14 protein-coding genes are annotated in these 16,341 nt (G+C 42.1%); 8 read left to right on the forward strand and 6 right to left on the reverse strand.

The features are described 5' to 3' along the window. The first annotated feature begins 86 nt into the window (after nucleotides 1-86). From KPY62_RS02085 to accC, 7 genes are all read left to right on the forward strand, one after another. A complete protein-coding gene (locus KPY62_RS02085) occupies nucleotides 87-992 on the forward strand; it encodes a LysR family transcriptional regulator (RefSeq protein ID WP_216580611.1) in 906 nt (301 codons plus the stop codon). Between the two features lie 38 nt (nucleotides 993-1,030). Beyond that, nucleotides 1,031-1,450, forward strand: a complete 420-nt coding sequence (locus tag KPY62_RS13865; RefSeq protein ID WP_267459605.1) for a low temperature requirement protein A — start codon at nucleotides 1,031-1,033, stop codon at nucleotides 1,448-1,450. Then, nucleotides 1,426-2,232: a low temperature requirement protein A gene (locus KPY62_RS13870; RefSeq protein ID WP_324033727.1), complete on the forward strand. Its 807-nt coding sequence runs from the start codon at nucleotides 1,426-1,428 to the stop codon at nucleotides 2,230-2,232. Before KPY62_RS13865 ends, KPY62_RS13870 begins: the two co-directional genes overlap by 25 nt. Nucleotides 2,233-2,339: 107 nt before the next feature. After that, the gene (locus tag KPY62_RS02095; RefSeq protein ID WP_216580612.1) at nucleotides 2,340-2,693 is read left to right on the forward strand and encodes an MliC family protein; all 354 of its coding nucleotides are present in this window, start codon (nucleotides 2,340-2,342) and stop codon (nucleotides 2,691-2,693) included. A 1,011-nt stretch (nucleotides 2,694-3,704) separates the two neighbouring features. Continuing rightward, nucleotides 3,705-5,072, forward strand: coding sequence for an MATE family efflux transporter (locus tag KPY62_RS02100; protein ID WP_216580613.1), 1,368 nt, complete (start codon nucleotides 3,705-3,707; stop codon nucleotides 5,070-5,072). 560 nt (nucleotides 5,073-5,632) lie between these two features. Beyond that, nucleotides 5,633-6,061 (forward strand): acetyl-CoA carboxylase biotin carboxyl carrier protein, encoded by a 429-nt coding sequence (accB, locus tag KPY62_RS02105; protein ID WP_216580614.1) that lies wholly within the window; start codon nucleotides 5,633-5,635, stop codon nucleotides 6,059-6,061. 204 nt (nucleotides 6,062-6,265) lie between these two features. Continuing rightward, entirely contained in the window at nucleotides 6,266-7,627 is a 1,362-nt protein-coding gene (accC, locus tag KPY62_RS02110; protein ID WP_216580615.1) for an acetyl-CoA carboxylase biotin carboxylase subunit, read from the forward strand. Nucleotides 7,628-7,901: 274 nt separating this feature from the next. On the opposite strand, the gene KPY62_RS02115 is transcribed toward accC, so the two are convergent. After that, on the reverse strand, nucleotides 7,902-8,561 hold the full coding sequence (locus tag KPY62_RS02115; protein WP_216580616.1) for a hypothetical protein: 660 nt from the start codon (nucleotides 8,559-8,561) through the stop codon (nucleotides 7,902-7,904). Between the two features lie 348 nt (nucleotides 8,562-8,909). Then, nucleotides 8,910-10,700, reverse strand: a complete 1,791-nt coding sequence (gene leuA / locus KPY62_RS02120) for a 2-isopropylmalate synthase (RefSeq protein WP_216580617.1) — start codon at nucleotides 10,698-10,700, stop codon at nucleotides 8,910-8,912. Between the two features lie 219 nt (nucleotides 10,701-10,919). On the opposite strand from leuA, the gene KPY62_RS02125 reads away from it, so the two are divergent. Next, entirely contained in the window at nucleotides 10,920-11,417 is a 498-nt protein-coding gene (locus KPY62_RS02125) for an Lrp/AsnC family transcriptional regulator (protein ID WP_216580618.1), read from the forward strand. Nucleotides 11,418-11,517: 100 nt separating this feature from the next. Here KPY62_RS02125 and KPY62_RS02130 read toward each other — a convergent pair whose 3' ends face one another. The 4 genes from KPY62_RS02130 to prmC form a co-directional block, all read right to left on the reverse strand. After that, the gene (locus KPY62_RS02130) at nucleotides 11,518-12,774 is read right to left on the reverse strand and encodes a YbfB/YjiJ family MFS transporter (RefSeq protein WP_216580619.1); all 1,257 of its coding nucleotides are present in this window, start codon (nucleotides 12,772-12,774) and stop codon (nucleotides 11,518-11,520) included. Nucleotides 12,775-12,932: 158 nt separating this feature from the next. After that, nucleotides 12,933-14,282 carry an ABC1 kinase family protein gene (locus KPY62_RS02135; protein ID WP_216580620.1) on the reverse strand — a complete coding sequence of 450 codons (1,350 nt, stop codon included), beginning with the start codon at nucleotides 14,280-14,282 and terminating at the stop codon, nucleotides 12,933-12,935. A 213-nt stretch (nucleotides 14,283-14,495) separates the two neighbouring features. Next, nucleotides 14,496-15,320: a HesA/MoeB/ThiF family protein gene (locus tag KPY62_RS02140; RefSeq protein WP_416384021.1), complete on the reverse strand. Its 825-nt coding sequence runs from the start codon at nucleotides 15,318-15,320 to the stop codon at nucleotides 14,496-14,498. A gap of 113 nt (nucleotides 15,321-15,433) precedes the next feature. Beyond that, nucleotides 15,434-16,333: a peptide chain release factor N(5)-glutamine methyltransferase gene (prmC, locus tag KPY62_RS02145; RefSeq protein ID WP_416384022.1), complete on the reverse strand. Its 900-nt coding sequence runs from the start codon at nucleotides 16,331-16,333 to the stop codon at nucleotides 15,434-15,436. Between the last annotated feature and the right edge of the window lie 8 nt (nucleotides 16,334-16,341).

Genomic DNA, 16,341 nt, shown 5'->3' on the forward strand with positions numbered 1-16,341 from the left:
TATTGTATTCGTTGCTTATAACTAGATAAACCGTGATGATTACAAATATAAGTTCTTATTTAAAGAACAATCAAGAGGTGGTTTACATGGGACAATTAGAAGATATGGCAATGTTTGTGCGTATTGTCGAAGCAGGCAGTATTACCAAGGCTGCCGAGCAACTGAATATCGCAAAATCTGCGGTAAGCCGTCGTTTAAAGGAGTTAGAGACGCGCTTGGGTAGTCAATTGATTAGCCGAACCACGCGTCAATCAAACTTAACCCAAGCCGGTGAGCAGTATTATCAAAAGGTGAACCATATACTCAGTGAAGTGGATGCGCTGAATGAAGAGACAAGTGGTACTCCGACGCGTATCGAAGGAACATTAAAGATGACTGCACCGTTGTCCTTTGGTCTGATGCATTTAAACGATGTTATTGATGAATACGCCAATCAGCATCCTGAGTTAAATTTTGAACTGGATTTTTCTGATCGACATACTGATTTGATTGAGGAGGGATTTGAGTTAGCGATTCGTATTAGAGAGTTGCAAGATTCCAGTTATCAAGCCAAACGTCTAGCACTGATTCATTATGTATTATGCGCCAGTCCCGAATATTTAGAGAGAATGGGTACGCCAAAGACTTTTGACGATCTGACAGAACATGAGTTTGTACAATATGGTATGAGCAAATCTAGCACGATAGAACTGATAGATGAGCAAGGTAAGAAGCATCAAGTAGCCGTAAACGGTAAAATAAAAGCCAATAATGGGGACTTTTTGCGTGAAATGGCAGTCAAAGGTCATGGTATTGCTTTTCTGCCAACTTTTATTACTTATAAAGCCTTAACCAGTGGTGAGCTTGTGCCGATCCTGCAGCAATATCAATTACCCACTTTAAACGCTTATGCGGTCTATCCTAAAAATCGCTTTTTATCGCAGCGTTGTCGTTATTTGATTGATTTTATCGCTGAACGTTTTGGTGATAATCCGTACTGGGATAAGTTTTGATAAGCATTTACGGCTCGACACTTAATAGACAAGCTTAAATGATTACTATACCTGCCATTAATACAATAAGCGCCCGCGATCCCAATGAACCCAATCGACCCTCAACTACGCTAGAGTTATTGTTTGATTTAGTTTATGTGATTGCTGTTTCAGCAGCAGCAAGCGGCCTTTACCAGCGCTTGCTTGAGCATGACTTTTTAGGGTTTTTGACTTTTATCATAGCTTTCTTTATTTTATGGAATGCTTGGACAAGCTTTACTTGGTTTGCCTCAGGGTATGATCCTGATGATTGGTATTATCGTCTTTCCGTGATGATGCAAATGTTTGGCTCATTAATGATCGCAGCCAACATCAATCAGTTTTTTGAGCAAGGACTAACATGGACAGGAGTCACTGGTTACGCGATCATGCGATTGGCCAGCTGTAGCCAGTGGTGGCGCGTGTCTATCGACAAGTAGAAGGTCACAAACGGGTGGCTGGTCGCAGTATTATTGGCTTACTAACGCTACAAAGTGTTTGGATACTTTGGTTGTTTCTACCTGCTTCGATACAAACGCCTGCGTTATTTTTATTTATAGCCGCTGAATTATTGATGCCAATATGGGCGCGTGCCTCACAGAACATCAATTGGCATCCTCATCACATGGCGGAACGTTATGGTCTGTTGACCATTATTGTTTTAGGCGAAGGCGTGCTAGGGGTCAGTAACAGCATTCGAACCTTTTTAGTCAACTCCGATTCTGCTGCTAGCGCTATTATATTATTAGGTTCAAGCCTTGTGGCATTGGTTTTTGCCTTATGGTGGCTCTATTTTACGATCCCGTTTGGTACTATTTTGGACAATGAGCGTCGTCGTTATGATTTATTCTTATTTGGCTATGGGCACTTTTTTTTCGCTACGCTTGCAGCGTTAGGCAGCGCGCTTAATTTAGTGACCGATGCTTGGGCAGATACTCTGAATCGTACGGTCACCCAGCCTTATGCTATGGGATTATTGATGATAATGCTATTTGGCTTTTTAGTGACCCTAACCTTACTTCGAACCTTGATGTGCCGAAAATCAAGTCACAATATGACCGCTCTTATTTTTGCCACCTGTATTATTTTTCTGAGCCATACCGTAGTAGCGCAAGGGCTATCGATCACTTATAGTATTTGGCTAAGCCTGCTCCCGCCTATAATAATGACGTGGTACTTTCATCAAGATAATAAGCAATGGCAAGTGCTAGATATAGCTTAAATATAACCATTTACAGCAAAATTTAACAACGACAATTTTAGTTTTCGATATCATAACTTTCTTTAATTATTTGACTTCTAACCGAATATTTATCCATGAGGATTGTTATGAAAAAACTACTCGCTACGGCCCCTGTTATGTTATTACTAGCTGCTTGTGCTACTAACGCACCTATGACTAGCACTGCTCAAACGACTACTATGTCTTGTCAAGATAATGGTCAAGTTATGGCGGCCTATTCAGCTAATGGTCAAGTTGCCAACCTAAACGTGACTTTGCCTAAAGTTGGTATAAACAATAAAAAAATCACCTTAAATCAAGCAGTGTCTGCTTCTGGCGCACGTTATGTTAATAGTACTGACCCTAAGGTGAGCTATGACTGGCAGGCTAAAGCGGACTATGGTGTCATGAGCTTAAGCATGGCAAACGGTCAGATATATAGCGTCAACCGTAAAATATAAGTATTGATATCAATGCTATCTAATTAAAAGGTCTCGCTACTATAAATACAGGAGCGAGACCTTTTTTATTATACAGTCTTGCTGTTTAGGTAATTCTTTATTTAGGAACTGCGTTTTTAGAGTGTTGGCATGCATATCTCGAGTTGTTAAGGTATACCCCAGTAGTACCGACAAATAAGATCGTTACTTGAGTTAATCAACCACTTAAAATAGACTCCTATAGTGGAACTACTTATAACAGACTATTTTAAGCGTTTATGTTTATTGGAGCTTATTTATGAGCGTCAACCAAAGAGCAGCATGCCAAAAATCATGGTCACAAAATTGCGGCAATTTATGTCTGAAACAGATCAGGCGCGACCTTGATACGTCCACAGTTAATATTCAGTGATAATACTATTAGTGAATAAACAAAAAAGTTCTAACGATAGACTCATTATCATTTAATTATTTTACTATTAAGGTATAACTTAATAATAATTATAGTCACTTTATCAAGTCCTGATTGGCAATAGCTCAGAGTGCAGGCAAACTTATTAACCACTCGATAGGTGTTAACTCTGCTATTAAAGTAGACTACTATATTGTTGGTAAAGTTAGTGGCAGTCTAGATAATTTAGAGTTTTTTGATATTAAATACCTTAATGACTCAGGAATTGAGACTATAAACCACTTTTGCAGGTAGCTTAAAAGATAAGCAAGCAGGCTCACTTTGCAAAGCTTTGTTGAAAACGTTGACATCATAGCGTAGCTTGTTTACCATCGTGCCTAGTTATCATTTTGATGATCTGTTAGCTTTCGACCTGTCAATTCACTCTTTGAATTGACGGGTTATTTTTATTTTAGTGACTAGCAGTTTTGGTACTTGGTAGTTAATGCTATAAAATTACTGATACTGTTTCTATTATACTCACTGTTATAGCGTGCCAGCAGTGACTGTACTCGACTTTTAAGGTCAAACCTTAATATTAACCATCTATAACCATCGTAAATAATGAAAAGTTGCTAACCATGGCTTTGCCGATATCCTTTACCGATTTTAAGAGCTATAGCTTACGCTTAGGCGTACTAGCGCTACCTATCTTAGTTACCCAGTTTTGCCAAGCCGCACTTGGTGTCGTCGACGCTATCATGGCTGGACAAGTCTCTGCCCTTGATTTGGCTGCAGTCGCTGTCGGCTCAGGTATTTGGCTGCCGCTATTTCTCCTAGCAACCGGAATTTTGATTGCCACGACCCCACTTATTGGCGAGGCAATAGGCCAAAACAACCAACATCAAGTCCCGCACATTACCCAGCAATCCTTATGGACAGCGGCAGTAATCGGTATTGTTGGTTTTATTATTGTCAATCTCATGCCCAATGTACTGGCGCTTATGGGCGTCCCAGAAAACATCCAACCTATAGCCGCACAATACTTACATGGCGTGTCCTTTGGTTTCCCTGCTATGGCAGTGTATGCCGTGCTACGCAGCTACTGCGAGGCGCTTGGTCGTCCGGAGCCAGTGACCGTTATCAGTATAATTGGCTTATTAGCAGATATCCCACTCAACTATATTTTTATTCATGGACTTTATGGCATGCCTGAGATGGGCGGCGCTGGTTGCGGGATTGCCACGGCTATTGTGTTATGGATAACCGTATTACTATTAGCCGCTTATACTGCCTTTACTAAACGTCAGCAATTTGCCAAAACCCGGTTCTTTCAAAACTTTACGGCGCCTAATCGTGTGCAGATCACTAAGCTACTTAAGTTAGGGATACCTATTGGTATTTCTATCTTCTTTGAAGCTAGTCTTTTTAGCTTAGGAGCAATCATTATCAGTCCCTTAGGGGAGATAGCTACTGCCTCGCACCAAGTGGCGCTATCGGTGACCGGTCAGCTGTTTATGATACCTATTTCCGTAGCTATGGCCCTAACTATCATGGTCTCTAATCGCTTCGGTGGGAAGAACCTGCTGGCGCTACGCCATGTCCAAACTACCGGGCTTATCTGGACTATCCTTATCGCTCTCACTTGTATGCTAGGAATTTGGTTATTTAGACCTTATTTAGCAGCTGCCTTCACTGACAACCCACAAGTACGGGCGCAAGCGATGCACCTATTAATCTTTGCCCTAGCTTATCAGTTGTTTGATGGCTGGCAGGTTAATATCGCCGGCATCCTACGTGGCATGCAAGACACTACTGTCCCTATGTGGGTGACGCTGTTTTGCTATTGGATAGTGGCGTTGCCATTAGGTATTTATTTAGTACGCTATACTAATATAGGGGCGCAAGGCTTTTGGATGGCACTAATTACTGGTCTATTTTTATCTTCAATTCTACTGACGCTACGTTTACGCTATCAACAAAAACGCTTACAAAGCCAATGGGCTTAGAGCGCAGATGACCCTTATCGACATCTATGGCAATCATAGAGTCCTGAAGTTGTAAATAGTCAACTATTGTAAATAAAAGTCGTTGTGCCATGGGGTGCAGCGGCTTTTTTTAGCAGTGACTGTAAAATAGATTTCTTACTAGGCTATCAGTCTCAGTAAAACAGCTGCTAATCAATGCTAGCGCTACTCAGTCAGTTAGACTATGATAAATGCAGAGATGTTGATGGTCTTAAGTTACGGAGCTGAGCGATGTGTTTTGACACACGCCTACATCTAGAGCTTTAAAAATGCTACAACACTAAGCTAAATTCTAGCAATAGTTAAGCGGTCGTTAAAATTATGTAAAAAACCCAGTTAACAACTGTACATTGATTGCTCATTGAGACGAATATAGGTATCATGAGCAATTGCTTAAACTATATCTTGTTACACTATTGAGCCCATTGCTCTTTTGATGACGAAGTTGTTAATTAGCAGCCTTTTTAAATCGCTTTTTTAAGTAATCACCTTTGTTTTTTCTTATAATCTTTTTAACCTCAGTATAAGGTCTTATAAAAACTATGGATATTGAAAAAATACGCACCCTAATAGCGCTCATGGAAGAGAACGAACTAGTCAATCTAGAAGTTAGTTCAGACGATGAGCATATCAGTTTAACTCGTCATTATGAGGCCCCTGCTCCAACCATGATGGCTGCACCTACTGCTGGTGTAGCACCAGTAGCGGCTACTACAAAACCTGCTGCTAAAGCGGGTAAGGTTGAAAACTCGCCAATGGTCGGTGTGTTTTATTCAGCTCCTACTCCTAATGATCCACCGTTTGTAAAGGTTGGTCAGCAGGTTAAAGCTGGTGACACTATTGGTATCATCGAAGCTATGAAAATCATGAACCCACTTGAAGCTACTCAGAGCGGTATCATCGATGAAATCTTAGTGGATAACTCTGAGGTTGTACAGTTTGGTCAGCCCGTTGTACGCTATAAAGCTTAAGCTTTAGTGCCTTGGGTTAATACTAGTTATTAACCCTAAGTCTATAGATAAGCCAAATAGTACCTGCCCGACTCTACCTTTATGATTGATAAGGTGTTACCGAGGTTGCTGTGTTAAACGCTAGGGTCTCATGGCCCCTGTACACTGTGACTGGCAACCAGTGACAACCGTATCAGTCAACTCCGCTTTGACAAGGATGACCCCATGATAAAAAAACTGCTCATCGCCAACCGAGGTGAGATTGCCCTACGTATCGTTCGCGCTTGTAAAGCGCTTGGTATCGAAACTGTAGGCGTCTACTCTACTGCTGACGAAAATCTAATGCATCTACGTTTCGTTGACGAAGCCATATGTATTGGTAAACCTAATGCCAATCAGAGCTATCTCGATATCAGTACTATTTTGACTGCTGCTGAAATCTCTGGTGCGGATGCTGTCCATCCCGGCTATGGTTTTTTAGCCGAAAGTGCTGAATTTGCTGAGCGTGTTGAGGAAGCAGGGTTAACCTTTGTCGGTCCTAATGCTGATCATATTCGCCTAATGGGCAATAAGGTCTCAGCTATCAATGCCATGAAAAAAGCTGGCGTGCCTACCGTACCCGGTTCAGTGGGTGCGGTTACTATACATAATGCTGAAGAGCAAGCCCGTAACATCGGTTTTCCACTATTGATCAAAGCAGCCTCTGGCGGCGGTGGTCGTGGTATGCGTGTTGTTGAACGTTTTGACGAGGTAGTCAGTCAAGTACAAGCCGCCAAGCAAGAAGCAGAGCTCTGGTTCGGTGACGACACAGTCTATATGGAACGCTATCTACAAAACCCACGTCACGTCGAAATCCAAGTGCTGGGGGATGGTAACGGTAATGCTATCCATCTGTATGATCGTGATTGTTCACTACAGCGTCGCCATCAAAAAGTACTAGAAGAAGCCCCTGCTCCTGATATCCCTGATGATGTACGTCAGCCTATCTTAGATGCTTGTGTCAAAGCTTGTGAGTTAGTTAAATATCGCGGTGCTGGTACTTTTGAATTCTTATTTGAGAATGATCAATTTTTCTTTATTGAAATGAATACTCGGGTTCAGGTCGAGCATCCTATCACTGAGATGATTACAGGTATTGATGTAGTCGTTGAACAGCTGAAAATTGCAGCGGGTTATGGATTATCTTATCGCCAGAGTGATATTGAGATTCAAGGCCACGCTATTGAATGTCGTATCAATGCTGAAGATGCTACTACTTTTGCTCCTTCACCAGGTACAGTTACTCAGTTGTTTGCCCCTAGCGGAGCCGGCGTGCGTTTTGACTCTCATCTATACCCAGGCTATGAGATTCCTAGCTATTATGACTCGTTGATTGGCAAGCTTATTTGCCATGGTCAGACTCGTCAACAAGCTATAGCCAAGACCTTACATGCTCTAGATGAGTTAATCATCGAAGGGATCAAAACCAACGTTCCTCTGCATCGTGATGTTATTTTATCTGACGAAAATTTTGTTGAAAGAGCGCAGAATATTCATTATTTAGAAAAAGAACTATTGAAGCCAAAAGAACCTAAAAAAACGGCTTAATTACCTGTTGATTAGGTAGTGTCGAAAATTCATAAGTAGATACTGTTGATTAATAGGCTTTAAATAAAAAAACCACTATCTCTAGTAGATAGCGGTTTTTTATTGTCTGGCATATTGTTTGAACTACTAAATTTTAACTTTACTATTGTAAGGAATCATAGCCTTATTATGGCCATTAATATTAACTTACTTATAGAAAATGCTTTGCTTTTAAAAATTACTTTGCTATGAAAAATTACTCTGGTTATACAAGTTAAGCTGTTTATTAGAACACTTAAGGCAGTACTCTATAAAAGTCCATAAAACATTCCTCACCTTCAGAATCTGCACACCACTGCATATTATTACCATCATGCTTTAAAAAAGCTATCAAAGCATCGTTAGTTTGATCCACTTGATTGCCCGAACAGTCGGGCTGATTATTATCATAGGTAGTTTTCATAGCGATAATAGGCAAGCCCTCTTCGCGATGGGTAATTAGATAGCGGCCATAAGTAAGCTCTTTACCGCTAACGGCTAACATCTCATTGTCTGCACCGAAATTATATAACTCGCGGCATTGATTATTGCGTACTGAAGCCGCTTTGATGTTTTGGCTAGCTATGATCTTAGCGTTATCACTTATGAGCATGCCATCAGGCGTAGGTTTGACGATACGACGCTCACTGCGGTCAAATACCCCCTCGGCTACCTCGTTGGTTGATTCGCTACCAAGCGCTTTGCCAGCGCTCAGCTCTGGCTTCTCAGCAGCTTTTGCTATATTTGCTACTCGCTCGCTCATCGCCTGCGTCCTCTCTAGATCAATCTCCCACTGCCCAGCAATTGCGGGACTAATATGAGTAGTAATCACTGCTTGGCTGACTTGCTCACCGGCAGTTGGAAAAGTTGACAAGATACCAGCTAAGGTAAAAGAAGCAAAAGAGAGCGGTTCCATAATTAACCTTTTTATTTATACTAAGAGATCATCCGCTTAATAGCGTAAGTCCTACACCACAAAAACACAAGTAACATTATGCTATTAGCCACTAGCGGTAAACTACAGCTTTAAGCTTGCCTTTACTAGGTATAGCAACCTTAGCCAAAATCAGTCTACAGACATAAACTTGGCTGGCTTAAGACAAAAAAATAACGCCCCATCTTAAGCGGGTTTAAGGCTTGCGATAGAGCGTTATATTTATAGCTATTACCGTAACTACAGTAATGGCTATACTTTTAACGACGCTTTTAACTGTATTGCTAGTTGAAAGCAACTAGAACACTAGCTAAAAGTTAATATTTTACTTTAAGCGGCCGCTTTGCTAGTTGCTTGTGCAAAGGCTGATAAGGCGCCTTTTAGCATAGCGGATACTGTGCTGCTACAAGTGCCGATACCTGAGTAGACGTCGCCATCTACATTAAGCTGGATATAAGCTGCGGCATTAGCATTGGTTTTGTTATCGCTATTGTTGTCATCATCAATGCTATTACCATTGCTGGCACTATGCTGCGGATTAATCGCATGCTCTGCATAGTTGATGATGTGTAACGACTTACCAGTGTGCTGGGCTAAGCCATTAATAAATGAGGATAGAGGCCCATTACCAGTGCCTTCAATAGTGATGGTCTCACTGTTCATCTGTACTTGACCGTTAAAGAACACTTCACCGGCTTTATTATTAACGCTGTAATCCAGTAAATCAAAATCACCTTGCTGCAAATAAGTGTTTTCGAAAGTCTGCAAGATCTCATCATTTTGCAACTCGCGCGCGGTGCTTTCTGCTTGCTTTTGCACGACACCACTAAAGTCGATTTGCATCCAGCGTGGCAAGTTAAAGCCGTAATTGCGCTGTAAAATATAAGCCACGCCGCCTTTACCTGATTGGCTGTTAATACGCACTACATCTTGATAGCTGCGACCTATGTGTGCAGGATCTATTGGTAGATAAGCGACGTCCCAAACGTTATCCGTTTGCTCTTTATGCTGCTCATTATAATCAAGAGATTTCTTGATAGCGTCCTGATGCGAGCCGCTAAAGGCGGTAAATACTAGCTCACCAACATACGGATGGCGTGGGTGCACTGGCAAGTTATTACACTCGCTCACCACTTGCACGATCTCACTCATGTCACTGAAATCCAGCTCTGGATCTATGCCTTGGCTAAATAAGTTCATAGCCATGACCATGATATCCATATTACCAGTACGCTCACCATTACCTAATAGTGTGCCCTCGATACGATCAGCACCAGCAAGTACACCAAGCTCAGCGGCAGCTACTGCACAGCCACGGTCATTATGAGTATGGAGACTGATAGTCACGTGCTCGCGTTTGGCAAGGTGGCGACAGAAGTATTCAACTTGATCGGCGAAGACGTTAGGCATAGAAGCCTCAACCGTCGCTGGCAAGTTCAAAATCACCTCTTGACCAGTTTCAGGTTTCCAAACTTCACAAACCGCATCACAAACTTCTACTGCATACTCAGTTTCGGTTTGGCTAAAGCTCTCAGGCGAATACTGAAATACCCACTCAGTTTCAGGATATTTGGCCGCATATTGTACTAATAGATTAGCACCTGCTATAGCAATTTCTTTAATCTCAGCCTTATCTTTGCCGTAGACTTTTTCACGCTGGATACGACAAGTGGAATTATAAACATGGACGATAGCACGCTTAGCACCAGCTAAGGATTCAAAAGTGCGAGCGATCAAATGCTCACGGGCTTGCACTAATACTTGCAAAGTTACATCTTCAGGAACATGGTTCTCTTCGATCAACTTTCGAGCAAAATCAAACTCCACTTGCGCCGCCGACGGAAAACCAATTTCAATCTCTTTAAAACCAACACCAACTAATGTCTTAAAGAAACGCATTTTTTGTTCGATAGTCATCGGATCAATCAAAGCTTGGTTACCGTCACGCAGATCTACGCTTGCCCAGATTGGCGACTTTTCAAGGGTTTTACTCGGCCAAGTGCGATCTGGTAATGAAGGCGTAAAAGCGAATGGACGATATTTTTGAAAATCAAAAGCCGCATGTTTTGGGCTGATCTTTGCAGAAGTAGATTTAGCATGATGTGGGGCTTGTTGAGACATAATCAATCCTTAGATAAGGTAGCAAGTTGCGTAGGTTTTACTACCGTTGTAATTTAAATAGTGAGGCTATCATACGAGATAATAAAAGTTTATACGATTATAATAGCAAAGTTTATTAAGTGAAAAACTGCTTAATTTGACTTAATATAGCACCATATTAGTGATAAACATCGACTTAAGCATTATAATTAGCTAAATCCGCTAAAATTAAGTCTCGTAATGCAAAGTAATGATAAAAGCAGCCAACTATCTATAATTATTGATGAGACTGATAAGCAGTTATTGCGTTTATTACAGACTGACGCAAGAATGAGTATCACTGAGCTTGCCGAACAAGTCAACCTGTCCGCTACTCCTTGTGCAAGACGAGTTAAGCGCTTAGAAGACAGCGGTATTATTACCGGCTATCACTTGCAGACTGATGCGCAAAAGCTCGGTTATCCCCTAGCTATTTTTATCTCTGTTAGTATGGATCGTCATACCGCAGAGCGCTTTGAGCAGTTCGAAAGCAAGGTAAAAAGCTTCGATGAAGTGATTAGCTGTAGTATCGTTACTGGGCGTAGCGAAGACTATTTGATTAAAGTACGCGTACGCGACATGGCCCATTATGAAGAGTTTTTATTGCATAGACTCAATCGCATTGAAGGAGTCGCACAAGTACATACTAGTTTTGAGCTACGTGAGATATTCACTAGAAGTATAGTCAGCGCGAACTAACTTTGCAGAGTTTACAAAGTAAATTGCAATCCGCTAGATAAACTTATCGATGACAGCGTGGTATTGTCAGCTAGCAACTAGCGGTATAAGGCGTCAGCAATCAGTCTTGCTCTATACGCTGCGGCTGGCGACGAAATAATAGCAGCAACACTACACCTATCACTAAGCCGACACCAGCAACTAGTAAACCTGCATTAAAGTTATCATCCTTTCCTGCCAACGCTACAGTCACTAAGGGCCCGACAAACTGACCTGCCGCATAAGCTAAAGTCGCCATTCCCATCAGTAAATTTGAAAAGGCAGGATTGATATTCTTAATAATATTAAGGGTCATCGATACCATACCGGCGAAGCTCAAGCCCAAGATAACCGCATTGCTATATAACCCTAGCGCCCCATCGAATAATGAAGGGATGAACATACCGATAGCTTGCAGTACGGTCAGACCAATCAAGGTGTTAATCTCGCCAATGCGTTTGGCAAGTGCACCCCAAAGTGGATTAGAGAGCATCGCAAAGATACCTACTATCAGCCAAATGAGTAGCCCAGCGTAAGTTTGATTAGCGAGCTGTTGCGTCGCCATGACTGGCAAAAAGGTCGCTGAAGTAATATAACCGAACCCAGCCAGCACATAGCTACCAGCTAATAGAGCAATAGCTTTAGTATGCCCTACTACTGCCTCGTATAATGAGCGCTTAAAATTAAAATAGGTTTGTTTTATAGAAGGGTATTTAATATCAGCGGTTAACTTAGTTGCGTCTGTCTTTATAGGGCGTATTGCATATAACAATACTAATAGCGGCAGACTAGTTATCCCAGCAACTAGCCAGATCACATTGAAATGGTAGCCCAACGTCAATAGCCACCAAGTCAAGATAGCAGAGGCGCTGATTCCTGTACCGATCCCAGCATAATGCACCGTTGATAGCAAAGAGCGTCGTGCTGGACTGAACTTTTGAATTATAAAAGACGAGCCCAATATCAGACCGATGCCACTAGCAATGCCTGCTAGCAGACGAATAATATACCATAAGCTCAAGGGCAGATGCGGTGTCACCAGCAGTGTCGTAGAGACTATACTGACAATCATACCCATCATTAACGCTTGCCAAGTAAGGCGCTGCGGTACAAACATCGCAATCAGCGCCCCGATAAAGTAGCCGATATAATTGATCGATGCTAGCCAGCCTGCAATAGTAGTCGACAGCGTTAGCTGAGTCATAATATCGGGCAAAGTGGCGGTAAATAAGAAGCGACCATAACCCATCGCCACAGCCAGACAGTATAGTCCTATCCAAGCAATGGCGGTTTGGTTAGTAATAGTTGGTATGATAGAGCGGCGAGATATAGTCGTCATGATAGACCCAGTTTATTCCAACTCACAGCAATCAGCGCAGTATCTTGGTTTTGAATAATTTAGTATCAATATCTTAGTACTGATAACTTGCTATTAGTAGTTTAGTATCAATACCTTAGCATTGATATTGCCAACACTTCGATAGGACCACCCTTTGACTAAGAAGCAATAAATTTCGACGCAGTCATTACTGAGTCATTTTGTCCTAACATCGCTACCCGATTATCGCTAAACATATCCATATCTGGAGCTAAAGTACGCATAAAACGGTCAAAATATAACAGCTGCTTAGTCAATAGCGCAAAGTCACGTGGGAAATGGATACCATGACGTTTACCGACATCGACGATCTCAAGCATCATTTTATTGAGCTCATCCGCTTGCTCTTTTACATTAATAGGCACACCATTAGTGAAGCTAATATCTTCCGCCATAATAGTCTTCATCATTCGCTGCAAGTCTTCCGCTAAAGCAGACACATCTACTTGTTTATGTTTATGAGTCATCTCCATATCGATCATGTGCTGAGCCATAGCCTGATAATCGTTAGTTTGTAAAGCTTGCATCATGCCCATACAAGCACGCCAGCTCTCAGCCTTTAATTTACCAACAATACCGAAATCCAAAAAGCCAATACGGCCATCAGTTAACAGCATTAGATTACCAGCATGTAAATCGGCGTGGAAACTATTGCATAGCATCAAACTGGCAAACCAAGTATTGAGAGTATCGGCCATCACTTGCGCAGGATCACTGCAATACTGACGCATGGCTGTTTCATCGACCATAGAGATGCCACGCAAGCGGCTCATAGTTAATACGCGCTTAGTAGTGAATTCATCATAGACTTTTGGCGCAATAACTCGTGTATTACCTGACACCGCCAAAAACTGCTGAAAGTCGCGAATGTTTTGCGCTTCGGCAATAAAGTCGGTTTCCGCCAACATGCGCAAACGAATCTCATCAATAATCGGCGCAATACTAGCGAACTTCATCGAAGGCATCATAAGCTCAAGCATTTTAGTCACTGCATGCAGCACCCCTAAGTCAGTCTGCATAATAGTTTCGACATCAGGCTTTTGCACCTTTAATACTACTTCATCACCGTTATGCAGCCGTGCCGCATGAACTTGGGCAATAGAAGCCGATGCAAGGGGTTCTTTATCGATATACGCGAACTGATCGGCTAGCGTTTGACCATAGACGGCTAGCTCTGCGGTTAATACTTGCTCGATATAAGCATAAGACAGTGGCGTAGTCTGATCTAAACAGCTTTGAAAAGCTTCGACATATTCACGCGGAAATAACGAGGGCGTACTGGCAATAAACTGACCTATTTTGATATAAGTGGTGCCTAACTGTTCAAAAGTTTCTTTTAATAATTGCGCATCAGGTTTTTCACCAGTAGCGACTCGGAACGCAGATAGTCCTGCTACGCTGGCGGTCTGACGAATACGATTCATCACATTAAAGGTGTGTTTTAATAAGTGGGGGCGATGAATTTTCATAAAGGACAACTTTATTAATAAGAGAGATAATAGAATGACTGCTCAATGAGTTAGGCGGTCATAATCGCTATTGATAAAACTATGATAATAATCGATAAAAAAGGCTAGTAGCAAACATAGCTTAAAGAACTTAGTTTAAAACATAGTTCAAAAATATAAGCTTAAAAACATATCTTAAAAATCCGAGCTTAAGCTTAGTAGACGTAGCTAACACTAAGTTAACTCACGGCACACCGCACAGTGCTCATCGAGTCGATAACCCATCAGCCGTTGCTGCATGCGGCTACCATCCCATAATAACAGCTTGCCTGCTAGCGGGTTTTTACTCAAGCCTAAATATTGTAAGGCAGCATTAGCCTGTAGGCTACCCATAATTACAGTAGTACTAGCTAACACCCCTGAATTGGCACAAGTTCGCTCATCTGCTGTCTGTTCATCTTGATTACTAGCGGCTGCATTAGCAACCGTAGCATCACCAAATACACAATGGTAACAGCCGGTATTTAATTGCGGCTCGAACAGTGCCAACTGTCCCTCCATCGCTATGGCTGAGGCAGATAATAACGGAATTTTATAGCGCACACTAATGCGATTAATGATATCACGAGTAGCGAAATTATCAGTGCAGTCTAATAACAGATCAGGTAAGCCTGAAGCCATATCAAGTAGCTCATAAGCATTGTCTATGCTGAGACGCGCAACGGTTCCACAAGCCTTTATCAACGGGTTAATAGTGTTTAACATCTTCGCTGCAGTCAACGCTTTGGCTTGACCAATATCTTCTGGCAAAAACAAAGTCTGACGTTGTAAGTTGCTGGCCTCAATCACATCGTCATCTATTAGATGCAGTTGCCCAAGACCTGCCCGTACTAAAGTTTCTGAAGCTGGGCAGCCAAGGCCACCAGCGCCAATCATCACGATACGTGCAGACTTTAGACGCAGCTGAGCGTCAATATCCCAACCATCGAGCAATATTTGCCGAGTATAGCGAAGTAGCTCATCATCGGTTAGCGACTGATTATCTGTTGACTGCATCATATTGAGTACCAAAGCTAATAATAGAAGAACTAAGCTTAGAAGCTTGACTAAAAAACTGTGCTGCAAAAATAAGCTTAAAGCTTGTCGTTAAAAGGGATTTTTCAAAAAAGCAGTTAAGGAACAAGCTGCCCAAGCGTTACCCTATCGTTACCGCCAAAATCCTTAACGGTTTGCACGCTATCAAAACCGCTATCAACCAACAATTGGCGCACAGCTAATCCTTGATCAAAACCATGCTCGATAGCTAGTAGGCCACCGAGTTGTAGATATTGCGGGGCCTGTTGTACTATATGCTCTATATCTGCCAAACCCTTGTTGGCCGCACTCAAAGCACTGATTGGTTCTGCTTGTAAGCGGGCTAAATGCTCATCGGCTTCATCTATATAAGGGGGGTTAGAGACGATAATATCAAACAGCTGGCTGGCATCAGTAGACAGTTCACTATACCAACGACTAGGCACAAACTTAATATTGTCAATACTGTTTAGCTGAGCATTAGCAGTAGCTACTTTTAGTGCCTCTAGCGAAAGATCAACGGCCACAACTTGAAAGTTGGCTCGCTTTAATTCGTGAGCCAGGCTAATAGCAATACACCCTGAACCCGTACCTAAATCAAGTAGTCGTTTCGGTATTACTGTATGGGCTTGCGTATTTGCAGAGTTAATCTTGTGCTGAGCATTTATCCAGTCAAGCACTTGCTCAACCAAAACCTCAGTATCTGGTCTCGGGATAAGGGTATGCTCATTAACTTGGAAGCTAAGCGACCAAAACTCCTGCTGACCAGTTAGATAAGCTAGTGGTATGCCCTGCTCCATCTTAGTCACGCCAGCATTAAATTGGGCAAGCTCGCTAACTGTGAGGTGATAGTGTTCATCAGTGATCAAAAATAACGCTGGCTTATCGATGACATAAAGCAGCCAATCAGTAAACCAAAACGCTGGCACGGCTAACGCTTTAGCCGTGGTTGCTGCCTGCTGTTTGATTTGCTGAACGCTAAGCATAGTCATAGTCATAGTTGGCT

The sequence above is a fragment of the Psychrobacter sp. TAE2020 genome (assembly GCF_018919485.1).
GTDB lineage: Bacteria > Pseudomonadota > Gammaproteobacteria > Pseudomonadales > Moraxellaceae > Psychrobacter.